Source organism: Shewanella sp. Sh95 (genome assembly GCF_001308045.1).
Classification (GTDB): Bacteria; Pseudomonadota; Gammaproteobacteria; order Enterobacterales; family Shewanellaceae; genus Shewanella; species Shewanella xiamenensis.
Genome location: NZ_LGYY01000184.1, coordinates 23636 through 48365, shown reverse-complemented (window position 1 = coordinate 48365; position 24730 = coordinate 23636). Strand labels below are relative to the sequence as shown.

Genomic DNA, 24730 nt, shown 5'->3' with positions numbered 1-24730 from the left:
TTCCACGTTTATCATTGCGAATGATTCGGCCTGTATCTTCCACCAATTGAAGGTAATCGGTTAAGGAAAACGCAATGCCATTGGGTTGGTTGTCACACTCGTTACCAATAAACGGTAATAGATTACTCGGCTGCTCACCTTTTAATGCGGCCCGAATACGTAGTTGGATACTGGTATGGTCGGATTGTTCTAGTGTATCAGCAAGTTGCGCTCGAATCGGATTCAAATCAACATAGGTCATACAGGCTAATACCGCAGCTTCATCGAGTAGGGCTTGCGATTTAAATCGCCCCTCCCAGAAACGACCTGTACAGTTATCCTCTTGATTTGCTTGCCTTGCTATTGGTTCGTTAAGGCAGCGCATAAACCATGAGATATCACACAAACGACTACGATAAAGGGCGATTGAGTGCTTTAATCGGTTGACCTGATGGGCTTCGACTAACTCACCTTTAGCGAATTTTTGCGTTAACTCATCGCCTTTAAACAACTTATGCCACTGCTCAAGCACTTCGCGGTCAGTCCAACGATTTGCCGTCTCGATATCGACTCGCAACACCAGATGCAGATGATTAGACATCACGGCAAAGGCTGCGATATCAATAGCAAAAACAGCTTCAAGTTCAAACATTAGCGATTCTACCCAACCTCGACGATGGTCATAATTTTTACCCGAGTAACTGTCATCACCACATAAAAATGCCCGCCGCACCACGCGGCTACAGCAATGGTAATAGGGCGTGTCTTCAAGACTTATCTGAGTTCTGCGAGGGCGCGGCATACAAACCTCCATGTTTAATGCTTAACCAAAGCATAGTCGGAGGTTAGCTACCTCGCTATTAAGGTTGGGTGTCCATGTTTTGATGCTATTAAGGTTGGGTGTCCATGTTTTGATGTTTTGGGGGCATAAATGTTTTAGAAAAGGCTGTACACCGATGTGTTAGCTGCCTTTTAAGTATGATTCTTTATTACTTGGTGACAGTTATTCTGCATTCAGTAATTCATAGGGGCGGGCTATCGCCTCTTTAAGTTCGCCAAGGGAAAACACCTTCGAAAAGCGCGCAAAGCTTTTGCCATAAAATATTGTTTCTACCACGGGCAGACTAAAGACATTGTATCTCGCGGCAAGCTCTAGGTGAGTTTCACAGTCGATATAGACTAGCTGCATTTGGGGAAAATCCTTGGCTAGCATAGCGGCGATTTGCGGTTTTAGTACCTGACACACGCCACAACTTGGCGCACCGAATAAGAGTAATACCGCTGGATATTGCTTTAGTATGGCATCCAGTTGCTCGGGCGTTTCAATGCTGTGGATAACGGCATTAGGCATGGGCAATCCTATCTAATTTGGTTTTTTACAGACTGAATATCACGGAATTAATCCCCATTTTACGGCACTGCTGCCGAGGAGTGTTCCTATAAAAAATAGACCCACCGTCAGTATGATAATGCCGAATACTATTACCCCTGCTATTTGTGCTCCGCTGAGTTTATCGATCCAATGTGAAAGCTTATTTATCATTTTTGTTTTACCTCGTTACAACATGGATGAGCTGCACCATTGGCTTTCACAGGGAATACCATCGCCATCACCATCCATTTGCGTGTTGGGACAATTTTGAATGTAAAAGGTCGCTTCAGCACAGGAGCGCATATGGCTGCAATGGGTTTTACCTGCTTCACAGTGAAATTGAGGTTCGACTGTTCTTAGAGGTTGTACTTCGGAATAAGTGGCTGGTTTTTCCTCAATAATAGTTTCTTGCCTTTGCTGAAATGCCTTATAGCCAAATCCCGCTATGGCAACAAGTAATAATATTGAAATCAAACGGTTGAGTGAGGTCTGGGGTTTCTTGGTATTGGCGCTTTTGTTGCCTCGATTGACCTGCGGCGTTCGGCTTGCAGCTGTTGATGTGGGGGTTGTTGCCAGTATCGCAACGCCCTCTATTGAAGCGATTACAGCTTTAATTTTGCCGTCATTCTGGACTTCTGTTTGGTATAAAATGCTATCGCCGACTTTCGGTTTTCGCGCCATCTTCTTAAGCACTGAGATATGGATAAACACATCGCGATCACCACTTTTATCAGGCTGAATAAAACCAAATCCCTTTTCATCGTTCCAGCGTACTAGTACGCCTCTCTCCATGAGCATTGATAGTTTCCTTATGAGTTGATTCTGCGCCTAACTGGATTTACTTGCATAAAAGGCTGCCAGCTAAGTTACTCAAGTTACAGCCTTTTGGCAATTTGTATCTGGGTGGCATCGCGATTGATGCTCTTTGCTTTATGCGGGCGATGGCCTCAGTACCTTGTGGTTTATGTGATTTGAAAAACAAATCACCAAACCGTTTTGACTAAATTTTGCGCTGAAAACTTGCCATATTACTGTGTGTCACATAGTATTTGCTGTGTGCCACATAGTATGTACGGCACAGTGTTAATCATAGGAATTGAGTATGACAAGTTCACAGCTAGTCAAAATGCGGCTCGAGTTACGCCGTGGCGTATTAGTGTTGGCGGTATTGGGATTGTTAAAACAACCCCATTATGGTTATTCGCTTCGCAAACAGTTGCAGGACGGCGGTATCGATATCGACGAGGGAACGCTGTATCCCTTAGTGCGCCGTTTAGCCGAGCAGGGATTGTTAGAAAGTGAGTGGCGACAGGCTGAAGGGCGCGAACGCCGTTACTATCAATTGTCATCATCGGGGGCTGAGCTACTTAGCCAACTAACCGAGGAATGGCAGCAACTTAATGGTGCCTTGGCATTTTTGCTAGGGCAGGTTACCGATGAGAATACAGAGGAAAACTGATATGGAATTAGTTGACCGTTATATTGCCGCTGTGCAACGGGAATTGCCCGAAGATAAACGTCAGGAAATTAGTCGTGAACTCAAAGCCAATATCTGTGATCAATTGGATGCCCTTGCTGAACAAGGTGATCTGTCGGAATCACAAATCGCCGCAGTGTTAAAGCAAATGGGACATCCGGCACTGGTCGCTTGGCAATTTGTGCCACCAAGCCCCATAGTGGCTAATGAAGATATCTCTTTGTTTAAGTACACCTTGTATATGGTGCTGGGCGTCTTATTTGTATTGCAGGTGATTGGTGGGGCGACCCAATGGCTTGGTGCGACTGAAGGGAGTTTATTAGGATTTCTGCTGCATATTGTCCATGGCTTTATCGGTGATGCTTGCTTTGCATTTACCGTAATTGTGTTGTCATTTTGGAGTTTTTCAATTCAGGGAAAATCAATTTCCGCTGGCTGTAGTAAAGACTGGCAACCGCAACAACTGCCCAAAGTGGTGCCTTCTTGGCAGCAAATCCGCTTTAGTGATGTGTTTTTCGATCTAGCGACTTATCTTTTTTTACTCTTGGTAATTTGGAATAGTGTCTGGATGAGCGCCGAGCAACTGGTGGCACGTTCAGTTATCTTCAGTGTTAATGCACAGCAATTGCTGCAATGGTTTAGCCCCATTATCTTGCTGTCTATTTTCAATAGTCTTTGGCAACTGCGCCGTCAGGTGTGGACGGCAACATTATTGCTAACGAATATGGGGATGAATCTAGCCTATGCGTTATTGCTTGTCTTTCTGGCGTTTAACTCGCCATTGTTACAGGTTCAAGGATCTGACTTAAATGGTCTTTTTACAGTAGAACAGTTAGATAAATGGTTAAGCCATGTCCTGTTGATTACCGCATTATTCCCCAGTTATGAATGTATCCGTGATCTGTTGAGGTGGCGAAAGTTAACTGCAAGCTAGAGGCTTAAATGGTGGCGTGATTCGTGGTGAGGGATTATTTGTTTTGCTTACTGCTAATACTTGCTTGCGCTTGTTGCTTGTACAGTTCAAATAAACCCTGCTGCTTCATTTTTTTGAGTTGTGCAGCAAGGTTTATAGCCAGTTGGCTATGGCGCTCGTTTAAATACCCATAGCTTGTGATTGCCTCTAATGTCGCTATCGGTTTTATTAGGCCGTCTTTAAACTCAGGAGTTTGCTGAAGGAGTTGTGAACTTATTTCTGAATCGATGTAGATATCTATCCGGCCGTGAAGTAATTTTCGAAATGAGTTAATGGGTGAAGATGATTCACTAAGCCGCGTTTCTGGGATAAGCGCTGTAAGGATTTGTTCTACTCGCAATATGCCTCGGTAATATTCAACCTTATAGTCTGCTGTGGTTAGTGATTGCCAATCAGCAAGCTTGATATTCGGATTATTACTAAAGGCGATTAAATGTGTTTCGATAATGGGTTCTTCAACCCTAATCACATGTTGTACTTTATCGCCATAGGTGAACACTCTACCGGGTTCGCCATCGACTTTACCTGACTCCAGCATTTTGCTGGCTCGAATTGCGGGTACGAGTTCATAACTAAATTGATAACCCAGTTGGTCTAAGGCATGGCTGTAAATGAGTTCGGCCCATTTAAAGTAAAAGCTATGTTCTGGATCCTCATAAAACGCCATAGTAAATATGGGTTTATCCGTTACAGTCGCCGCTGTTGGCGAAGGTGTGGTTTCACTCGATTGGGCGCTTAAGCAAAAGACGATTCCAATTAATATATTGGATATACCCGCAAGGTTCCTAAACGGCATGCTCACTCCCTTTAATATTGACTATATAACCTGAACTCGGGGTAACGAGTGTCAAAAAATCTAAACTCAACAAACTAAATCAATGCTATAAATGATTATTTTTAAAAAAAATTTTTCTGACTGATGCGCAGATTTTTGCGCATATCAAGGCACTCTGTCGTACGCATAGTGAGCTCTGGTTATATAGAGTATAGCCATCCTAATTCACTGGCTTAGCTTTATTCTCCCTTGTTCTTCGAACGGTGAAAAACCTCAATATCGGCAATAAAATGTGATCTGGTGGCGGACAAATTGTCCTTTTGCCGATAAAAGCGTGCGACTCAGCACATAAATTTGACAGATAAATGTTGTTGGCGATTTTTCTCTCACTGGAGTTTGAGCTAGATCCGCTTTTATGCTGTGAAGGCAGTGTTAAATCCGCGTCATCAACTCGTTGACTCGGGAAACACTCAATGAAACTAAAACAACACATTTTAAAAACACGGTCAGCTAAAGCCTATTTAACCAGCGTATGTTTATTGCCACTTTGCGGCTTATCGGCCACAGCACTGGCCGATGATCTGGATAAAATCGAGCGTTTAGAAGTGCGTGGCAGGCAAATTAATACCTTAGGCCATAGCACTTCGGCGTCGGAAGGGATAGTGGGTGCGGCGGAAATCGAGAGTCGCCCGCTGCTGCGCACAGGGGAGATCCTCGAGTTTGTCCCCGGGATGATCGTCACTCAGCACAGTGGTTCGGGTAAGGCGAATCAGTATTTTCTACGCGGTTTTAACTTAGACCATGGCACAGATTTTAATACCCGTGTCGAAGGTATGCCGGTCAATATGCGGACTCACGGTCATGGTCAAGGTTATACGGATCTTAACTTTTTAATCCCCGAGCTGTTAGGGGAAATCCGTTACGCCAAAGGAGCTTATTATCCTGAAGTGGCAGACTTTTCCGGCGCGGGCGCGGCACAAATTCAGCTCGCCGATGAACTCGCTTATCGCCAAGTTGGGGTGACCTTAGGGGAATACGGTTATCAACGGCTGGTGGCCACTCAGGATATGAAGACCGAGGTCGGCCGATTTATTTTAGGAACAGAATTACAGGCTTACGATGGTCCTTGGAGTGATATTAAGGAGGATGTCAGCAAGATCAATGTGGTAGGTCGCTATCTTACCAAGCTTAATGGCGGGGACTTTAGCCTCACTATGATGGCCTACGACAATAGCTGGAATTCGGCGGATCAAATTCCGGCGCGGGCGGTGGAGTCTGGGCTGATTGATTTTTACGGTTCACTCGACACCGATGTGGGCGGTGAGGCCAGTCGTTACAGCATTTCGGCGAATTATGACGCTGGCAACTGGCAGGCCAATGCCTATGCGATACGCTCGACCATGGATCTGTTTTCAAACTTTACCTACTTCTTAAACGATCCCATCAATGGCGATGAATTTGAGCAGGTCGATGAGCGCACCATTTGGGGCGGCGATATTAAACGCGACTGGCAAATGAGTCTGGCGGGGACACAAATCAATTACAGTCTAGGTGCCGATGTGCGCTACGACGATATTGGTGCCGTGGGTTTATATAACACCAAAGCACGGGAACGCCTCAGCACTGTGAGACTCGATGAAGTGCAGGAACTCTCTACGGGATTGTTTGGCAAGCTGGAGTGGTTGCCTGCTGACCAATGGCGTTTGAATTTAGGCTTGAGATACGACTATTTCGATGTGCAGGTCGATAGTGATAATCCCCTCAACAGCGGTGATGCTTCCGATGGTATGTTGAGCTTAAAGGCGGGCGCTTCCTACCTAGTGAACGATAATCTGGAACTTTATATGAATGCGGGGCAGGGATTGCATTCTAACGATGCCCGCGGCGCAACCATTAAGGTCGACCCAGTCACGGGCGATCCGGTTGAAAAGGTCGATTTGTTAGTGCGCTCCAATGGTGGCGAGTTTGGGGTCAAATACTATGATCGCGACTTTATTAACTTCTCGGCGGCGCTTTGGTATTTGGAACTCGACTCTGAACTACTCTTCGTTGGCGATGCGGGCAATACCGAACCAAGCCGCGCCTCTGAGCGTTACGGCGCTGAAATCACGGCCTATTATTGGCTTAACGATGATGTGAGCTTAGATATGGAACTGGCCTGGACCCGTGCCCGTTTTACCGAAAATGAACTCGATGAAGGCAAATATGTCGATGGTGCCGTGCCCTTTGTTGGCAGTGCGGGCATTACCTACCGTCCCGATGGCGATGGTTGGTATACCAGTGTCAGGCTGAGATATTTAGGTGAGCGGATCCTCGATAGTTTTGATGAGCATAAAGCCGATGACACGACTTTAGTTAACCTTGCCCTGGGTTATCAGTTATCGGGCTTCGATACTAAGCTGGAGCTATTGAATATATTTGATAGCAAAGACCACGATATCGATTATTTCTACGAGTCTCGTCTAGCGGGTGAGCCAGCTGAAGGTGTGGAAGACTTGCATTATCATCCCGTTGAGCCGCGTATGGTACGGGTGAGTGTCAGTTATCGTTTCTAACTTGAGTGACCATTGCTAGCGCCAGCCTTACGCTAAGTTTATTCTGCACCTAGGATAAACTTAGCGTTTCTATTCTGTTTAACATCATCATTTCGACATCTAGCTCAAATAAAATATTTTTAAAATCAAGATAGTTAGTCATGTTAGACATTAGGGTTGTAGGCGCTCTTTAAGGGAATACCCTCAAACACTCAATACTAAAATTGGTGATGAATATTAAACGGATCGCTGCCGTTATCTCCTGAAGTTTAATCATGGCATTAGCCACTTCCGTTACCGCTTCTTCTACCAACGAGGTGAATGGCAACGTTTAAGGCAAGCCACTTAACAGCCCAATACCAAGTGAACAATGCTAATAAGGGGCAACGCTGGCAGATGACACTACTAAGAGACGGACAAGATTCTATTATTTAAAGGGATAACACCACCTTTGAACAATAGGCTCCCAATGGCGAGTATTTGCATTATTTCTCCGTTGAAAGTGCTCTGTCACTTAGCGCAAGGGTGACTTTCGGGCGTTAAACATCAAGCACGATCGTGAGCTGTTATACCATGTGATCTCACTGGTATTGCCCGCTGATATAACTAACATTGGCCTAAAACAACTACTTTATTGAACTAACACAATTACTTTGCTTTGTGGTTTAAAGCGTTATCGAACACGGTCGCAGTGGCTTCTATAAATAGCGAAGGCCATGCCATTGAGGCACAAGACGGCCACGGCAGTCATTCGCACTCATCCGCCATTTGGCATTTTTTGGGAGGGCGCTGCAATAATTTACTATTCCGACCAAGAGCTCGGCGGCTAGAATGAGTAGTATCTAAAGTTGTGTTTGCCCTGTGAGATGAAGCTTGTCCTATGAGCCGTGTGACTCCCGTTGAAAATATCAATTACTGGCGCCATCCCAGTCTCTCGGGCATTGAACTGAGTCAGGCGGAATTTACCCATTTCAGTTTTGATAAACACGTGCATCTGGATTATCACTTAGGCGTGGTGACTCAAGGGGCACAGCAATTTATCAATAAGGGCTGCCATTATCAGCTAGGACAACATGGGCTATCGACCCTCAATCCCGATGAAACCCACGATGGACAAAGCTGCGACGCCGAAGGTTATCGGGTTAAGGTGATGTCGATCCCCGTGGAATATATGAATGGTATCAGCCTAGAGTTAGGGCTGAAGGCCCATTTCTTTAATGCACCTATGGTGGATGACCCCGCGTTATATCAGTACTTTATCCAGTTGCATGATTTGCTTATCCAAGGCCAATGTTCTGAGCTTGCGGCCGAGTCCCATCTGCTGAATTTTATGCAGCTGTTATTAACGCGCCATCCGGCAGGAGTGCTTAAACTTGAGCAGGATAGGGGGCTATCATGGCAGCAGTTAAATCGAATCAAACAGAAAATCCACGATGAACCTTGGCAAAACACTCAGCTTGAAGGTCTAGCCAATGAGGTCAACCTGAGTAAGTTTCAATTTTTAAGGCAGTTTAAACAGGCAACGGGGATGACGCCCCATGCCTACGTTAAGCGGGTGCGATTAGAGTTAGCGAAAAAGTCCTTAACCGATGGCGCACTGGTGGTAGATGTGGCACAGCAGTTAGGCTTTTTCGACCAGAGTCATCTAAATAAGGCGTTTAAGCAGGCTTTTTTACTCTCTCCCGTCCAATTCCAGCGACGCATGCTTTAATACGATTGGTATAATTTGTCTCGGTAAATTAACCGCGTGCAATTTCTTACAATGCAGGTGCTACAGGCTTGGGCATACTGACGTTCTTATCTGTTTTTGCGGAGCCCTATTGATGGATGTATCCCTGTTAGTCACTTTAGCCGTTATTCATTGTGTTGCCTTAGTCAGCCCCGGGCCGGACTTTGCCATTATGGTGAAGATTGCCACCTCACAGCCGCGAAACACCGCAATCGCAACGGCGGTCGGGATATCGGCGGCGATTTTAGCCCATACCATTTTGAGTTTAACCGGCGTTAGTTTAGTGATTAAAAGCTCTCATACCTTGTATCTCTTAGTGCAATTGCTGGGCGCTTCGTATTTGGCGTGGATGGGATTTGGCGCACTAAAGGCCGCGGTGGCTTTTTTCAGTAAACCCAAAACCGTATTGAACGGTGAGGGCGCCGATCCTTCTGGATTCACTACGACATCAGAAAACAGCCTTGATATGCCCACGGCGGGTGCGGTCAACGCTTTGTCAGCTAAACAGGGTTTTATGAGAGGGCTTTATACCAATTTATTGAATCCTAAAGCCTTAGTGTTTTTCATAACCTTATTCTCCGCACTGATCACTCCCAGCGTGACGCCCGTGACTAAAGTCGCCGCCGCGCTGTTGTTATTTGTGTTGTCACTGCTGTGGTTTGGCTTTTTGGCGCTGATGCTCTCTAAGGCCAAGGTGCAGCAAAAGCTGCAACGACTGACGCCTATCATCGATGCGGTGATTGGGGTGATCTTTATGTCGGTCGCAGTGGCGATAGTGTCTAGTTTGCTGTTGGCTTAATGAGAACTGAGCGAGGCTGTGATTCGGCTTTTAACACATAGTCTTGGATGGGATTGTTTATGTTTATCCCATCTTAGCTATGCTATCCTTGCCAAGTCTTAATTTGGATGTTTTTGACTTTAAAGGAATAAGCCATGCCTCATGCTCTGTCTTCTCGAACATATTCAGCTATTCATCGACTTTCGCGCTTAGGGCTTTTTGCAGGCTTGCTGCTGGGGAGTCTAAGCCTTGCGCCACAGGCTTTGGCTGCACTAGAAGCGGAATATGTGCCGCAGGTGCAAGCTTTGATTGATGCGGCCAAGGCGGGTGATCCTCAGGCGATTGCTAAGCAGATTGCTTATCCTCTCAAGCGGGAATATCCGCTCCCCGATATACAAAATCCACAGCAAATGCTGACGAGATTCCAGCAAGTCTTTGATAGCAAGTTGCTGAGTCAAATCGCCCATTCGACCACAGAGAACAACTGGGAGACTATGGGCTGGCGCGGCATTATGCTCGATCACGGCAGTGTCTGGTTGGACTTTGATGGCAAAATCTCGGGCATTAATTATCAAAGCCCAGAGGAAGCCAAATTAAGAGACGAGCTAATCGCGCAGCAAAAATTGATGCTACACGAGAGTGTGCGCGAATTTGCTAGCCCAGTACTCGCGTGGGAAACCGCGCGATTTACCATACGTGTCGATGCCATCGATAATAACCAATACCGTTATGCTGCTTGGGCAAAGGGTAAATCCCTGAGCGAGAAACCTGATTTAGTCCTCAAAAAGGGTCAATTGGTGCGTGAGGGGACTGGTGGTAATCATTCTTTCCAGTTTAAAAGCGGTCCCTATCGCTATGTTTGCGATGTGATAGTGCTCAGCGCCGAAGAGAGTCCTGTGGGTAGACTTTATGTCTACAAAAACGATCAATTGCTGGTGCAGGAGCCTGTGATTAAGGCGCTATAGCTTAATTGGTCATTCACTTAAGGCAATTCCCTGATGCGAATGCCATCGAGGTTGCCTGTAGCTGTCTTTTATCAACACCGGATTTAGGTTTGTTGTGATGATTAATCCCGCCAAAATCGCCGTTTTCGGCACTGCCATAGTGCTGTTGTTTTTACTAACTGAATGTCGCCAAAAAGAGCAAATTCCCCTGTGCGGCCATGTCGAAGGTACGCCAATCGATACTAGCTTTGATGGCGGCCTAGACAATAACGACCGCACTCTGGCATCAACCAACTGCTTAAAAATCAAAGCACTTTACGATAAAAGTGATCGCCAAACTAAATGGTTTAGCAGTTCGCCTTCTATCGCTGTGATGAACGCCTTGGGTTACTTAAAACAAGATGATGCCGACAACAGTGGCGATTCCTATGCGATGACATTTAATGTACAGGAGGAATTTGTGTTTGGACCAAGCCGAGGAGAATATGCGCAGTTTCGTCAGGACGGTAAGGGCGTTATCTTACCCGGCACCGAAGCGGCCAAGGGCAATGAGGCCAAGGTTGGTGTTAACGGTCAGTTTGACCGCTGGTGCCAAAAATTGGCCTCAATCGAGTTTGCTGGTAAAGACAATTGGCGCAGGCCAACGGAGCTGGAGTTAAATACCCTCTATGGGGATGGCGAGAGTCGCGCAGCCTACCAACGTGCGCAGTGGAGCTCAACAATCCCTTCTTGGTCTAGCACAGTGTATGAGACCGAATTCGAGGTCGGCATTATCTCGGTCGCCTCCAGCGGTTATAGCTTTCGCAGTTATGCCAATAGTGCCAAATTTGCTGTTTGTGTCGCCGCGTTTTGACCCGCTAAAGAGAGCTTGAACAAGCTCTTTTTTCGCCTTATTTAATCAACTTAATCAGCGCTTTAAATCGATCGCCTTGGGCCTCGTGTTGCAGTTCAAATAACAGTGACTCCACATTGGTCAACGTGGCTCCCTTGGCGGTCATCATTTGAATGCCCAGTTGTTTATTGTCAACGCTGCGGGAAGAAACGGCATCGGCGACGACATGCACTGAGTAGTGCTGATCGAGCAGATCACGGCAAGTCTGGTATACGCAAACATGGGTTTCTATCCCCGCGAGCAACACCTGTTTCCGCCGAGTTTGGGTTAACGCATTAGCAAATTCATCACAATACCAACCACTAAAGTGTTGCTTGGCAATGGGCGAGCCCGTTTTTTCGAGTAAGGTTTTTAACTCTTCAGTGGTCGAGCCTAGTTTGGCGGGTAATTGTTCGAGCCAAAGGATAGGAATTTCAAACAGCTGCGCGCCTTGGATGAGTGTACTCAACTGCTGATGAAGCTTGGCTGAGTTATCCATGATCTGAGCGAGCTTTCCCTGCACATCGACGATAACGAGTACACATTCTTCGGGTTTTAACATCGGGTATTCCTTCTGCGCGGGTGGAATAAAGGCATCGTTTAGCGTTTGCTCTGCTTATTTTGTGAATTGTGTGTTTTTACACTGTTAGTAAACCCTAATTGAGCAGCCTCACCAATAGGGCAAAAGTCGAATATGCCGTGCACTTAAATTGCTCACTAAAAGAGTGCGCTGCCTCAACGCTTGCACAAGTCTGGTGCATTTTTAATCGGCTAACTCAAGTGTATTCTTTATTATTTCTTTTAAATCAATAAATTAAAATTCTGGCCTAATGATTGAATTATCTTGGCTACAAGTTAATAACAATCGCGTTTTTGGAGGTCAGGATGAAACTAGTCAGCGCTATCATCAAGCCATTTAAATTGGATGATGTCCGTGAAGCTATCGCCGGTATTGGTATTGAGGGGATGACGGTGACCGAGGTTAAAGGTTTTGGCCGTCAAAAGGGGCACACAGAGTTGTATCGTGGCGCCGAGTATCAGGTGGATTTTTTGCCAAAAGTAAAACTAGAAATTGCCACTAAAGCAGAAAATCTCGACATGTTGATTGAGGCAATTACCACTGCGGCTCATACGGGAAAAATTGGTGACGGCAAGATTTTCGTTATCGACTTAGAACATGCCATCCGTATTCGTACGGGTGAACTCGACACTGAAGCGCTATAGGGGGCGGAAGATGGAAGAACTAACAAAATTAGGCGTGACAGTCTCTGAACTGCGCTTTGCACTCGACACCTTTTATTTTTTGATTTCTGGCGCCTTAGTTATGTGGATGGCAGCGGGTTTTGCCATGCTAGAAGCTGGCTTGGTACGCTCTAAAAATACCACCGAAATTTTAACTAAAAACGTGGTGTTATATGCGATTGCCTGTGTGATGTACCTATTGATCGGCTACAACATTATGTACGTCGACAATGCCGAAGGCGGTTGGTTGCCTTCACTCGGTACGCTAATTGGCTCACAAGCTAGCGATGCTAACCATGCCTTGGAATCAGACTTCTTCTTCCAAGTGGTGTTTGTGGCAACGGCGATGTCGATTGTCTCTGGCGCCGTCGCTGAACGGATGAAGTTATGGGCTTTCCTGTTCTTCTCCGTGGTGATGACAGGCATTATCTATCCTGTAGAAGGCTACTGGACTTGGGGTAAAGGCTTTATCTCTAGCTTGGGTTTTGTTGACTTTGCGGGTAGCGGTATTGTGCACATGACAGGTGCTGCGGCGGCTATCGCTGGGGTGTTACTGCTCGGTGCTCGTAAGGGCAAATATGGCCCTAACGGCCAAGTCAACCCAATCCCAGGCTCTAACCTGCCAATGGCGACTTTAGGGATGTTTATTCTGTGGATGGGCTGGTTTGGTTTCAACGGTGGCTCACAATTAATGGTCTCAGATGCGGCTAACGCTAGCTCTGTCGCTAAAGTCTTTGTGAACACCAACACCGCGGCCGCTTTTGGTGCTATTTCTGCCCTCGTTGTGTGCAAAATGATTTGGGGTAAAGCAGATTTGACCATGATCCTCAACGGTATTCTGGCGGGCTTAGTGGCAATTACCGCCGATCCGCTGTCGCCTTCACTGCTGATGGCGGGTGTGATTGGCCTAGTTGCTGGTGGCTTAGTGGTGTTCTCTATCGTGGGTTTGGACAGAATTAAGATTGATGACCCAGTCGGTGCAATCTCTGTACACGGCGTAGCGGGTTTCCTCGGTTTAATGTGTGTGCCGTTATCAAATGCCGACGCTACTATCACGGCGCAATTAACGGGTGCAGCGATTATCTTCGCATGGGTATTTAGCGCGTCGTTTGCGGTGTGGTTTGTACTGAAGATGACCATGGGTATCCGTGTTTCTGAGGAAGAAGAATATAACGGTATGGATGCATCTGACTGTGGTATCGATGCTTACCCAGAGTTTGTGACAGTAAAAAGTGCGGGCTAACTCGCGCTGATACACTTGATGCCTCTAAGGGATAAGAGGATAGTAAAGCAGAGCCGAGTGCTCTGCTTTTTTTATGGGTCTTCGATTCTACTTGCACCGCAACAAGGAGCTAACGATGCGCTTAATCTCGGATCTCACCGCACCACTTAGACGTACCTGTTTGCTCGGGAGTATGCTGAGTGCTCTCTTAGCCTTGCCCACTTTTGCGGGGCAAGTTGTGGTGACTCGCTCGGATAAGCCTTTCGATGCTTTTGCTGTTCGCGACCAAGTGCTGAAAGATAATGAATGGCAGGAGTCTTTGAGAAGACAGGAGCAAATTCAAATTCTGCAAGCCTTGCCCCTTGGGTGTATCGTGCAGATGCAGCCATACCGTTACTTTCGCTGTGGCCAAGATAACTATCGTCCTTACCGTTATCAGCAGCAGGATGTGTATATCAAGGTTGACCCTCCGGCGCAGCGTTAACTCTCAAACTGCCGCAATCCTATGCGACAGGTCGTTATTTTTTGTAACCATTTAATGACGTCTTTTTGGCCAAGTGTAATAAGCTCAAATAGGAGCCTTATGGTCTGGGGGACGTATCATGATACAACTGCGCACCATCTCTAGCGGTATATTCTACTCATTATTACTTTTACTATTATTGGGTTGCAGCTCGACAGCTCCCAAACCTAGTGATAATGAGATAGATGCCCTGTTTGCCGATTCGTTGTTTACACCGGTTAATAATATTCCTAGCGTCGAGGATATTTTTAGTCTTCCGCCCTCTGTGGTAGCCGATGTCCGGCGTGCCTACGATCGCTATAGCTTCTCGACGAAAAATCCCCTTGCGGTGCACGAATGGTTAGCCAGTTATATCAATGCTAACCAAGATGGTGGCCACAGCGACTTTCACTATCAAGATAATCTGACTCAAACCGCCAGCGAAACCTACGCCCAGCGTGCGGGGAATTGTATGTCGTTGGTGGTCATGACATCGGCGCTAGCGGATATTTTTAAGATTGGCACTGAGTTTCAGGATATTGCGATTGAACCCGTTTGGGATAAACAGGGCGAGTTTTATCTGATTAACGGCCATGTCAATCTGCGCTTGCTACCCGCTTCAAGCGTGCATGCGGTTTATGTGTCGACCCATGCCATTTTGGTCGACTTTATGCCCGAGCGCGCCCTGCGAGGCTACAACAAAGTGCAAATCAATCGCCAGACCTTAACTGCTATGTTTTACAACAATATGGCCGCCGAGTCTTTAGTCGAAGGAGATTTAGACCGAGCCTACGCTTTGGTTAAAGCGGGTTTAAAATCTGGACACTTTATCGCTGCACTCAACACCTTAGCCGTGATTTATCGCCACAAGGGCGATGAGCAACGTGCAGAGCAAGTTTATCGCTACGCCCTTAAGTTTGATGCTAGCGATATGACGACCCTCTATAACTTAGCGGTGATCTTAGGTGAACAGGGGCGTTTAGATGAGTGGGCACAGATCCATAAAGTGCTTGAATTAGCGCGCATTCGTAACCCTTATTACTACTATGATATGGGCGAGCAGGCCTACGATGAGCATCAATACCGTGAGGCGCTCGCTTGGTATCAAAGGGCGGTTGATAAGGCCGATTATCGCCATGAGTTTTTCTTTGGTCTGTCACGCACCTATTGGGCGCTGGGTGATGAAAAACGCGCTAAACAGAATATGGAAAAGGCGGTGGCACTTAGCCGCGAAGCCACCGATAAGCATCGTTATCAGGCCAAGTTACAGGCCATGCAGCAACACTAAATTCTTAACTCAACCTCCTTTGTTTGTGCTTAATACCTGATAAAGGAGGTTTTTTATTTCCGCTTTCATCACCGCTTGCTTCCAACCCCAACACTTGCTTGGCTTTAGTTTGCATATCACATTGAAATATTTGGATTTGTATTTTTTAAAAATATGTTAAAACAAGATGTTATAGCTGATTTTTTGAAATGGAGACAACTTGGTTGCATTAGCGGCGCAGACTGGATAAATTGAATTCAGTATTGCAGTCGAGATCCCTATTGCAGCGATAAAAATAGCCTAAACACGAGAGTTGGAGCAGTAAATTATGTATTACCAAAATGATGACGTTCGCATTAATGAAGTCAAAGAGTTACTTCCACCGATTGCGATTCTTGAACGATTTCCTGCTTCCGAAAACGCTGCTGCAACTGTGTTTAACGCCCGCCAAAGCATCCATAACATTCTCGCTCGTCAAGATGATCGTTTGTTAGTCGTTATTGGCCCTTGCTCTATTCATGATCCTAAAGCTGCATTGGAATATGGCCAGCGACTGGTTGCGCTCAGAGAACGTTATCAAGATCAGCTCGAAGTGGTGATGCGTGTTTATTTTGAAAAGCCGCGTACCACAGTGGGTTGGAAGGGGCTCATCAACGATCCTTATATGGATAACAGCTTCAAACTGAACGATGGTTTGCGTACCGCGCGTAAACTCTTGGTCGATTTGAATGACTCTGGCATGCCGACCGCGGGTGAGTTTCTCGATATGATTACCCCGCAGTATGTGGCGGATATGATGTGTTGGGGCGCTATTGGTGCTCGCACTACGGAATCACAAGTACATCGCGAGTTGGCCTCGGGGTTATCTTGTCCAGTAGGCTTTAAAAATGGTACCGACGGCACGATTAAGGTGGCGATTGATGCCATTGGCGCCGCGAATGCGCCGCACCACTTTTTATCGGTAACTAAATTTGGCCATTCGGCGATTGTGTCGACCAAAGGTAATCCTGATTGTCATATCATTTTGCGTGGCGGCCGTGAGCCAAATTATAGCGCAGGCCATGTGGCGCAAATCAGCGAGCAGTTGAAAAAGGCTAAGCTAGTCGACAACATCATGATCGACTTTAGCCACGCCAACAGCAGTAAACAATATCAACGTCAAATGCAGGTTGCGAACGAGGTTGCTGAGCAAATAGCGGCGGGTAATAAGGCAATTTTCGGTGTGATGGTTGAAAGTCACTTAGTCGAGGGACGCCAAGATCTGATCGAAGGTCAAGCCTTATGTTATGGTCAGAGTGTCACCGATGCCTGTATTGGCTGGGAAGATACGGAACGTTTGTTAGCGGTGTTAAATCAGAGTGTAATTGAGCGTCGTCAGCGCGATTAATACGCTTAAAGATCAAAAACAAAGGCGCTATCCCAGCGCCTTTATTTTTATTATTTTTTGCTCATTTCGGCTAAATATTCGTTCGCTTTGGCTAAGCTACCAAAAGCGGCAATCAGGTTATTTCGGCCTTTGTCCTGAATTTCTGGATTCCCTGACTCGATCATCATCCACACCCAAGTTTGGATCAGTGGTAACGGCGGGTATTGAACTTTGGCTGAATCCAACATAAAGCATCCTTCGATCTTGATTTATTTGAGTTATCTTAGTGTTATCGCAAAACGAGTACAGAGCATATTGCTTCACTCGCCGCTGCGGCCAGAGGTTTGCAAATCCTGCTGCTAGTGAACTTAAGTCCATGGGGCATTTTGGGTAAAACCGACAAAATAATCAACACTCCAATCCATGTTATCGCAGCCTATTTTAGCGTTCATTATTCGGATAAAACCTTGCAACTACGGCATTTCTTATCGTTAATAAGCCCTTAGTGATTTCTCCTAGGGTAAGTCGTTAGTGTGGCATTTTTATATCGAGGCACTTCTATGCGGATATCTAATTAAAGACGTTTCATTACTTCAGTACCGGCAGCTGGTATAAGTGGTAATTGTGCCAAGTGACAAGTGGTTTGTCTGTCAGAAAAATCTGATTGATTTTATTAAAACTTTATCCTTTGATTCACTTTATTATTCGCCATGCTGTTACAATTGATTGACTTAGGCAAAGGTTTAGATATATGCGTCCAACACTGTACTTTGAAGGTCCCATCGATAAGCTCAATTGGCATGTGATTAAATTGCTCTGGCCCTATTTGCTTGAATATAAGGGGCGGGTGGCATTGGCGATGTCTTGCCTTATTGTTGCTAAGCTTGCTAGTGTCGGTTTGCCGTTTGTTCTCAAAGATATAGTCGATACTTTAGATGTTAATAAAACAGCGCAGGCCTTGAGTGTGCCTATCGGCTTAGTATTGGCCTATGGCGCAGTACGACTGTTAACAGCCATTACGGGGGAAATCCGCGATACCTTATTTGGTCGAGTAACAGAGCGGGCTATTCGGCGTTTAGGCCTTGCGGTGTTTGATCACCTACATCGACTCGATTTGGATTTTCACTTAGAGCGACGCACGGGCGGTTTATCGCGAGACATTGAACGTGGCACCAGTGGCGTGAGCTTTTTGATGCGTTTTATGGTGTTTAACATAGTGCCGACGCTGTTAGAAATTGCCATGGTCATTGGCATTTTCTTTTTTAATTATGGACTTGCCTTTGCCGCTATCACCTTTACCTCCGTGATGGCCTACATTTGGTTTTCGGTCATTGCTACCGAGTGGCGTACCGAATATGTGCGCGATGCCGCCAAGGCCGACTCCCTCTCTAATACCCGCGCTATCGACAGCCTGCTGAATTATGAAACCGTGAAGTATTTTAATAACGAGAAATATGAATCGGATAGATACGATCAGGCCCTAGAACAATGGGAAGTCGCTAAGCGTAAGAATCGTTTATCGCTGTTTGCCCTCAACGGCGGGCAGGCGCTGATTATTGCCTTAGCGATGACGGCGATGATGGCGCTAGCGGCTTATAAAGTGACCAACAATGAAATGACCATAGGTGACTTTGTGCTGATCAATGCTTTTATGATGCAGCTCTTTATGCCGCTAAACTTCTTGGGATTTGTCTACCGTGAAATCCGTGGCGCTTTAGCCAATATCGAGCGGATGTTCAGTTTGCTGGATAAACACCCTAGTATTATAGATAAACCCGATGCATTAGATTTTCACCCTTCCCGTGGCGAGCTCAGTTTTGAGCAGGTCAGTTTTAACTATGAGGACAGACCCATACTGCGTAATGTTAGTTTTAAAGTTGCAGCGGGTAAAAAGGTCGCTGTGGTTGGGGATAGCGGTGCGGGAAAATCCACATTAATCAAACTATTGTTCCGCTTTTACGATGTAGAGCAAGGACGTATTTTGATTGATGGACACGACATTCGCCTGTTAACACAAGATGCGCTTCGCAGAGCGATTGCGATAGTGCCACAAGATACAGTGTTATATAATGATTCTTTAGTTGAGAACATTCGTTATGGTCGCCCTGATGCGAGTGATGATGAAGTGCGCGATGCTATTAAACTCGCTCATTTAGAAGATTTTATTGCTTCACTTTCACAGGGTTGGGATACCAAAGTGGGTGAGCGGGGATTAAAACTTTCAGGTGGCGAGAAACAACGAGTTGCGATTGCTCGCGCGATCTTAAAAGGATCGCCAGTGTTAGTATTTGATGAGGCGACTTCATCCCTCGATAGTCGCTCCGAACAGGCTATTTTAACGGCCCTTCGCGAGGTGGCCAAAGGACACACCAGCTTAGTGGTTGCACATCGATTATCGACTATTGTTGATGCTGATCAGATTGTTGTTTTAAGCAAAGGCGAAATTGTTGAGCAGGGACATCATACAGCATTATTAGCCCAGGACGGCCTTTACGCTAAGTTGTGGCGGATACAAAATGAACAACAACAGCTCTTGGTGTAATTATCAAAAGCGTTTGCTGTAAGTCTAATAGCGTTGCGACAATTCAGTTTTTATTCAGCTAAGGCTCTCTATACTCGAATCCAAGCAAATAATCATAAGAGGTGCTTGGCATGGAAAATATGGCATTAAGAGTCAATATTGAAGGCAGAGAAGAGAAAGTCAGCACAGACTGGTTTGCAATTATGGCAACGCTTCAAAAGCGCGGTGTAGATTATGATTCGCTACAACGAATTCATGCTGAGCTCAATGCAGGTCTGAAAGTGACAACAAGACGGTTAACGCTGGCCAAACTGAATCTAGATATGGGACTGGCTGGGATTATTCGTGGAACGAATGAATATAACGCTGATATTCATGGTGTTTGTTAAGCAGAATAATAGGATATATAAAATTATATCCCCTTGGGTTTTCCAGCCTTCCAACCTTCACACAGCAGATTGAATTTATTGGTCGAGTCGTCAATTCGTTTCAGACGAATGACTTGACCTTCACGAAAACACAACAGCTCGCCTTCGATCTCTGTTAAGCGATTACAGCTCTTACAGCTTGTGCTGGCAGTTTTGCTGTCAGACATTTGGCTTACAAAGCTAGATTTCACAGTGTTTCCTTAACAATAAATATGAAATGGTTTAATTCAATGCGTGTATCACGGATTTTACTCCTTTTGTGACACACATTCAAATTAGTTATTGCTGAATTAACTTTAGATGAAAGTCGTATGTTATGCACTGGAAATTTATTAATTATTGATTGATATGGGAATAATATTTATCCAGTGAAACCGACAAGCCACTTTCAAGTACAATCCGTACATGGGAAGGTTTGAGCTGCCTTGGTTCTGTTACCCCACATGCATGGGCTATTAGCGCCAAGTCGTGGTGTAGATTATGGTTATAATTGGCAACTCGGTTAGATTTGTCTTTTGGATCAAGTCCTTGCTGAAGTTTTTTATTGTGTGTGGTAATTCCAGTGGGACAAGTGTCCTTGTTGCATTGCAATGCTTGAATACAGCCTAAGGCGAACATATTCCCACGGGCTGAGGCGATAAAGTCGGCGCCTAAGGCGAGTGCCCAAGCAACCCGTGAAGGGACGATGAGTTTACCAGAGGCGATCACTTTGATACGTTTACGCAGTCCGCGTTGAATCAAAATATTGACCAAAATAGGTAGACTTTCTTTTAGCGGTAGGCCAACACAATCCATTAAAGGTTGCGGCGCGGCACCTGTTCCACCATCGGCGCTATCTAAGGTAAAAAAGTCTGGAGCAGATGCTTCTCCACGACGTTCAATTTCATCGCAAAAATCTTCAAGCCATGTTACGTCGCCGAGTACGGCTTTTATTCCTGTGGGTTTACCCGTTACTTCGCGCACTCTGGCAATCATATCCAGAATATCGCCAACATTTTTAAACTCGATATGACCGTTGGGACTGATGGAATCTTGTCCCTGAGGAATACCGCGAATATGGGCGATTTCCGCTGTCACTTTTACGCCAGGTAGGATGCCACCTTTACCGGGTTTTGCACCTTGACTCATTTTGATTTCAAACATTTTGACTTGAGGGTGCGCTGCAATCGTTTTGAGTTTGTTATCGTCTAAATGGCCGTGCTCGTTACGAACGCCATATTTGGCGGTGCCGATTTGAAAGACTAAATCACAGCCGCCCTTTAAATGATAAGGGCTTAAACCGCCTTCACCTGTATTTAACCAACAACCTGCCTGCGCCGCACCATGGGATAAGGCGGTGATAGCGGGGCGGGACAGAGCGCCAAAGCTCATGGCAGAGATGTGGCAAATGGTATTAGTGGTGTAAGGTTCGCGGCAATCGGCGCCAATAGTTAGCGGATGAATGGGTGTAATGTCCTCATCTTGGATCGGAAAGGCGGTATTCATAAACATAATCGTACCAGTCGTGTCCAAGGGCCGGGTCGAGCCAAATGCTATCGTTCTATCGACATTTTTAGCCGCTCTATATACCCAGCTTCGTTCTGCGCGGTTAAAGGGGAGTTCTTCCCTGTCCTGGGCAAAAAAGTATTGTCTGAAAAATTCACCTTGTTTCTCAAATAAATATCTAAAACGACCAATCACAGGATAGTTATGGCGTACTGCCTGTTTGGTTTGCAATTTGTCAGCAAAGTACATGTAGACAATGGCTAGAGCGCCAAAACCGATAATGATTAAAAACAGCCCAGATAAGAGATCTAGTCCCCACATAAACCAATTCAATTCGTGCATCTTGTTATCCTCTATTCATTGCCGTAGCGGGTGGAGATCAAGCTGGCAGGTTGTCCATCATTAATGGAAAGTAAAAACAACTGGCTGTAATCATCTTCACTGATGTTGGTAATTTCAGGGCCACCGAGAGCCTTGATGATAAGTGGCACGGTGTTGGAGTGCCCTGCAATTAAGCTGTTACCTTTAACCGCATGTACTTGTTCCACAATATGTTGGATATGGGTTTCGAGAGGTTTTTTTGCCTCGAGCACAGTAATCGGTAAATGCCGCTCCGTTGAAATCGGTAATAAGGTTTGCTGAGTCCTTTGATATTGGGTCGCAATCAGCTGTGAAATGGGGGTACGTTTTAAGGCGCTGATAAGCGCCTGAGCACGTATATTGCCACTGGCTGAAAGGGGAGGATCGCCTGCGGGCTCATCAGCTTTTTCTGCATGTCTTACGAGAATGATTAATCGATTATCGGCAATAGCTTGATTGATCGGACTAAGTCCAATGCTGGTGAATAATAACAGACTTATCAGTAATGATTGTATTAGCGTTACTGAATTGAAACCGATTCTTCGATTATGCCGCAAAAAACCATGTAAATACTGGGCGATTGCCATGCCTTATATCCTTATTTTATGGGCGAGTATTAAGAGGGGGTTAGGATGGTATTGAACAAACAAACCTATTCTCTATTTGTATCATCGCATTAAGTATGAATGGTACTGCAATTTATAAAATTGCTAAAGTTGCTCAAATTTTGGTCGATAATTAAGTTTCCCCAAGTTGAGTGGACTAGCATCATGGAAATCAATAACCCTGCACAGGTACAGAGCACTTCTTCGACCCACAGTAAATATGCTGAAAACGCGGCAAATAGTGATAAGACGAAAAATGTGGATGCCACTTCTAAACAGACGGCGCAGCAAACCAGTAAGCAGTTAATGAATCAAGCGATTCTATCGGCGCAGGAAGATGTAAGCCTAAAGTCGGGTGATCAATCTATGACCTTGCTTTATCGCGCAGCAATCGAAGCGATAAACAAAGAGTTAGCTCCTTCTATGGGCGAGAACGCGATTCAAACCGCCTATGATAACGGTGTCGATACGTCCCCCGAGGCCACTGCCGATCGTATTGTGAGTTTCGCGACGCAATTTTTTAGTGTTCATCAGCAGCAAAATTCGAATATGAGTTTTGACGAACAGCTCGACAGCTTTATGACCATCATTGGTGGCGCTATCGATAATGGCTTTAAAGAGGCGAGGGATATTTTATCTGGTCTTAAAGTGCTGCAGGGCGATATTGCCGATGGTGTGGATAAAACCTATGGGCTCGTTCAAGAAGGATTACAGGCCTTTAGGGACAGTTTTAATAAAAAATCAAATGAGACTCAAGCGACTAACACTTAATTTAATCTTGCATATCTTAACTCTTAAGCCCCTTACAATAAGGGGTTTTTGTTGTGTGAATAACCGTCTATGCTAGGAGCCTATTTAACGTTTTGCTTGAGGGCGAGTTATGTGGACTAGGGGACGCGTTATTGAACGTATTGATTGGAACGACAAGTTATTTTCACTGCGGATAGCGGCCGAGTTAGCTCCCTTTATTCCCGGTCAATTTATTAAACTCAGTCAACTTCAAGATGATAAGCGTATCGCTAGAGCTTATTCCCTTGTTAATTCTCCCGATAAACCCTATGCCGAGATTTTGGCTGTTGCCGTAGAGGATGGCCAGTTATCCCCACAATTACAGAATCTTACCATCGGTGATGAAATAGAAATCACTCCAACGGCAACGGGTTTTATGACCTTAGATGAGATCCCAAAGGGAGAATTACAAGGTCGGCATTTATGGTTTTTAGCCACAGGTACGGCCATCGGGCCATTCTTATCCATGCTCGATACCGCCGAACCTTGGCAACGTTTTGAGAAGATCATACTTGTCTATGGCGTGCGCGAAGCTAAAGATTTAGCCTACCTCGATAAACTAAAGGCTTATTCGATGCAATATCCAGATCAGTTTATCCTGTGTTTAACTGTGACCCGTGAAAAGCTTGATGACGCATTGCAATGCCGTATCCCCGATGGCTTAGTCTCGGGTGAAATCGAGCGAAAAGTCGGATTAACCTTAAGTGCGGCGGATTCCCAGGTGATGATTTGCGGTAATCCTGGGATGATTAGCGGCGCCCAAGCGGCATTGCTTGATAAGGGACTCTCGAAAAATTTACGCCGTGCTCCGGGGCAAATTACCGTAGAAAAATATTGGTAATAATGCGAGTGTTTAGCATCCGTTACCAAAGTATTCGTTGCTTTATAGTTATCGTTTAGAAGGATTTTTTGATGAAGTTGCTCTGCTCCCTTGCGTCACCCTATGCTCGCTGTGTTCGTAGCTTAATCCGTTATTTAGGGATTAAAGATATTGAAGAAGTTCTCGTTAATCCAATGGAAAATACGGCACAGTTGCTTGATGTTAATCCGTTAGGTCAGATTCCTTGCCTGATCACGAATGATGGCGTGCCTATTTTCGATAGCGAAGTGATTATGCGTTATCTGGACGCAGAATTAGGTTCACAGGAAATGTTTGGCGGTCAACCTTATAACTGGGTATTGCAGTGCCAGTACTCGATGATCAAGGGATTAATTGATAGCGCGGTGAAGTTGCGCCAAGAGCAAATGCGTGAAGATGAGGGGGTGAGATCAGCTTTTTGGACATCACGTTTTGAGCAGGCTCTGCTGCGTGGGTTGATGCAGATGGAGCATCAGAGCGTGATTACTCAAGCAACCATACAAGCACCACAGTTAGCGTTAATCTGTTTGTTGGATTATATGGATTTCAGACACCCTGAACTCGATTGGCGTAAAGTTGCTCCAGCGACTGCGATCTGGTTTAGCGAAATGCGTGATTTACCTGCGTTTGTAGATACTCGCCCACAATAAAT

26 protein-coding genes are annotated in these 24730 nt (G+C 45.6%); 17 read left to right on the top strand and 9 right to left on the bottom strand.

All coding sequences use genetic code 11. The annotated features are described in order from the left end of the window. The 3 genes from AEA42_RS13515 to AEA42_RS13505 form a co-directional block, all read right to left on the bottom strand. Positions 1-781: hypothetical protein (locus AEA42_RS13515; protein ID WP_055647992.1), on the bottom strand; the 781-nt coding region annotated here is incomplete at its 3' end. A 201-nt stretch (positions 782-982) separates the two neighbouring features. Next, on the bottom strand, positions 983-1330 hold the full coding sequence (locus AEA42_RS13510; RefSeq protein ID WP_055647991.1) for a thioredoxin family protein: 348 nt from the start codon (positions 1328-1330) through the stop codon (positions 983-985). A 207-nt stretch (positions 1331-1537) separates the two neighbouring features. After that, positions 1538-2149: an excalibur calcium-binding domain-containing protein gene (locus AEA42_RS13505; protein ID WP_055647990.1), complete on the bottom strand. Its 612-nt coding sequence runs from the start codon at positions 2147-2149 to the stop codon at positions 1538-1540. A gap of 304 nt (positions 2150-2453) precedes the next feature. On the opposite strand from AEA42_RS13505, the gene AEA42_RS13500 reads away from it, so the two are divergent. Both AEA42_RS13500 and AEA42_RS13495 read left to right on the top strand, forming a co-directional pair. Next, positions 2454-2810, top strand: a complete 357-nt coding sequence (locus tag AEA42_RS13500) for a helix-turn-helix transcriptional regulator (protein ID WP_037414271.1) — start codon at positions 2454-2456, stop codon at positions 2808-2810. A gap of 1 nt (position 2811) precedes the next feature. Continuing rightward, positions 2812-3762 carry a hypothetical protein gene (locus AEA42_RS13495; protein ID WP_055647989.1) on the top strand — a complete coding sequence of 317 codons (951 nt, stop codon included), beginning with the start codon at positions 2812-2814 and terminating at the stop codon, positions 3760-3762. Between the two features lie 34 nt (positions 3763-3796). Here the strand turns inward: AEA42_RS13495 and AEA42_RS13490 are convergent, their stop codons facing one another. After that, positions 3797-4597, bottom strand: a complete 801-nt coding sequence (locus tag AEA42_RS13490) for a hypothetical protein (protein WP_055647988.1) — start codon at positions 4595-4597, stop codon at positions 3797-3799. Between the two features lie 452 nt (positions 4598-5049). Here AEA42_RS13490 and AEA42_RS13485 point away from each other — a divergent pair, with 452 nt between their 5' ends. The 5 genes from AEA42_RS13485 to AEA42_RS13465 all read left to right on the top strand — a co-directional run bounded on the left by AEA42_RS13485 (position 5050) and on the right by AEA42_RS13465 (position 11414). Further along, on the top strand, positions 5050-7131 hold the full coding sequence (locus AEA42_RS13485) for a TonB-dependent receptor (protein WP_055647987.1): 2082 nt from the start codon (positions 5050-5052) through the stop codon (positions 7129-7131). 859 nt (positions 7132-7990) lie between these two features. Beyond that, positions 7991-8821 (top strand): AraC family transcriptional regulator, encoded by an 831-nt coding sequence (locus tag AEA42_RS13480; RefSeq protein ID WP_055647986.1) that lies wholly within the window; start codon positions 7991-7993, stop codon positions 8819-8821. Positions 8822-8933: 112 nt separating this feature from the next. Then, complete coding sequence (locus AEA42_RS13475; protein WP_055647985.1) at positions 8934-9638, top strand: LysE family transporter; 705 nt, start codon at positions 8934-8936, stop codon at positions 9636-9638. Positions 9639-9772: 134 nt separating this feature from the next. Beyond that, on the top strand, positions 9773-10582 hold the full coding sequence (locus AEA42_RS13470) for a hypothetical protein (RefSeq protein WP_055647984.1): 810 nt from the start codon (positions 9773-9775) through the stop codon (positions 10580-10582). A gap of 97 nt (positions 10583-10679) precedes the next feature. Further along, on the top strand, positions 10680-11414 hold the full coding sequence (locus AEA42_RS13465; RefSeq protein WP_055647983.1) for a DUF1566 domain-containing protein: 735 nt from the start codon (positions 10680-10682) through the stop codon (positions 11412-11414). A gap of 37 nt (positions 11415-11451) precedes the next feature. On the opposite strand, the gene AEA42_RS13460 is transcribed toward AEA42_RS13465, so the two are convergent. Then, positions 11452-11994 carry a hydrolase gene (locus AEA42_RS13460; protein ID WP_037414286.1) on the bottom strand — a complete coding sequence of 181 codons (543 nt, stop codon included), beginning with the start codon at positions 11992-11994 and terminating at the stop codon, positions 11452-11454. A gap of 323 nt (positions 11995-12317) precedes the next feature. On the opposite strand from AEA42_RS13460, the gene AEA42_RS13455 reads away from it, so the two are divergent. The 5 genes from AEA42_RS13455 to aroG all read left to right on the top strand — a co-directional run bounded on the left by AEA42_RS13455 (position 12318) and on the right by aroG (position 17052). Further along, positions 12318-12656 carry a P-II family nitrogen regulator gene (locus AEA42_RS13455; protein WP_011071066.1) on the top strand — a complete coding sequence of 113 codons (339 nt, stop codon included), beginning with the start codon at positions 12318-12320 and terminating at the stop codon, positions 12654-12656. Between the two features lie 10 nt (positions 12657-12666). Continuing rightward, positions 12667-13917 carry an ammonium transporter gene (locus AEA42_RS13450; protein WP_055647982.1) on the top strand — a complete coding sequence of 417 codons (1251 nt, stop codon included), beginning with the start codon at positions 12667-12669 and terminating at the stop codon, positions 13915-13917. 115 nt (positions 13918-14032) lie between these two features. Then, a complete protein-coding gene (locus AEA42_RS13445; protein ID WP_037414291.1) occupies positions 14033-14380 on the top strand; it encodes a hypothetical protein in 348 nt (115 codons plus the stop codon). 118 nt (positions 14381-14498) lie between these two features. Continuing rightward, positions 14499-15686 carry a hypothetical protein gene (locus AEA42_RS13440; protein WP_082389652.1) on the top strand — a complete coding sequence of 396 codons (1188 nt, stop codon included), beginning with the start codon at positions 14499-14501 and terminating at the stop codon, positions 15684-15686. Positions 15687-15993: 307 nt separating this feature from the next. Next, positions 15994-17052 (top strand): 3-deoxy-7-phosphoheptulonate synthase AroG, encoded by a 1059-nt coding sequence (gene aroG / locus AEA42_RS13435; protein ID WP_037414295.1) that lies wholly within the window; start codon positions 15994-15996, stop codon positions 17050-17052. Positions 17053-17102: 50 nt separating this feature from the next. Here the strand turns inward: aroG and AEA42_RS22335 are convergent, their stop codons facing one another. Then, the gene (locus AEA42_RS22335; protein ID WP_011624090.1) at positions 17103-17279 is read right to left on the bottom strand and encodes a hypothetical protein; all 177 of its coding nucleotides are present in this window, start codon (positions 17277-17279) and stop codon (positions 17103-17105) included. A gap of 503 nt (positions 17280-17782) precedes the next feature. Here AEA42_RS22335 and AEA42_RS13430 point away from each other — a divergent pair. After that, on the top strand, positions 17783-19573 hold the full coding sequence (locus tag AEA42_RS13430) for an ABC transporter ATP-binding protein/permease (protein ID WP_055647981.1): 1791 nt from the start codon (positions 17783-17785) through the stop codon (positions 19571-19573). Positions 19574-19683: 110 nt separating this feature from the next. Then, a complete protein-coding gene (locus tag AEA42_RS13425; RefSeq protein ID WP_037414299.1) occupies positions 19684-19941 on the top strand; it encodes a hypothetical protein in 258 nt (85 codons plus the stop codon). A gap of 23 nt (positions 19942-19964) precedes the next feature. Here the strand turns inward: AEA42_RS13425 and AEA42_RS13420 are convergent, their stop codons facing one another. The 3 genes from AEA42_RS13420 to AEA42_RS13410 form a co-directional block, all read right to left on the bottom strand. Beyond that, positions 19965-20171, bottom strand: coding sequence for a hypothetical protein (locus tag AEA42_RS13420; protein WP_037414301.1), 207 nt, complete (start codon positions 20169-20171; stop codon positions 19965-19967). Between the two features lie 145 nt (positions 20172-20316). Next, positions 20317-21807 carry an FMN-binding glutamate synthase family protein gene (locus tag AEA42_RS13415; RefSeq protein WP_055647980.1) on the bottom strand — a complete coding sequence of 497 codons (1491 nt, stop codon included), beginning with the start codon at positions 21805-21807 and terminating at the stop codon, positions 20317-20319. A gap of 11 nt (positions 21808-21818) precedes the next feature. Continuing rightward, complete coding sequence (locus tag AEA42_RS13410) at positions 21819-22412, bottom strand: histidine phosphatase family protein (RefSeq protein ID WP_055647979.1); 594 nt, start codon at positions 22410-22412, stop codon at positions 21819-21821. A 183-nt stretch (positions 22413-22595) separates the two neighbouring features. Here AEA42_RS13410 and AEA42_RS13405 point away from each other — a divergent pair, with 183 nt between their 5' ends. The 3 genes from AEA42_RS13405 (at position 22596) to AEA42_RS13395 (ending at position 24728) form a co-directional block, all read left to right on the top strand. After that, positions 22596-23201: a DUF5610 domain-containing protein gene (locus AEA42_RS13405; RefSeq protein ID WP_037414307.1), complete on the top strand. Its 606-nt coding sequence runs from the start codon at positions 22596-22598 to the stop codon at positions 23199-23201. A gap of 109 nt (positions 23202-23310) precedes the next feature. Further along, on the top strand, positions 23311-24060 hold the full coding sequence (locus AEA42_RS13400; RefSeq protein WP_055647978.1) for a ferredoxin--NADP reductase: 750 nt from the start codon (positions 23311-23313) through the stop codon (positions 24058-24060). A 71-nt stretch (positions 24061-24131) separates the two neighbouring features. Next, the gene (locus AEA42_RS13395; protein WP_037428490.1) at positions 24132-24728 is read left to right on the top strand and encodes a glutathione S-transferase N-terminal domain-containing protein; all 597 of its coding nucleotides are present in this window, start codon (positions 24132-24134) and stop codon (positions 24726-24728) included. The last annotated feature ends 2 nt before the right edge of the window (positions 24729-24730 follow it).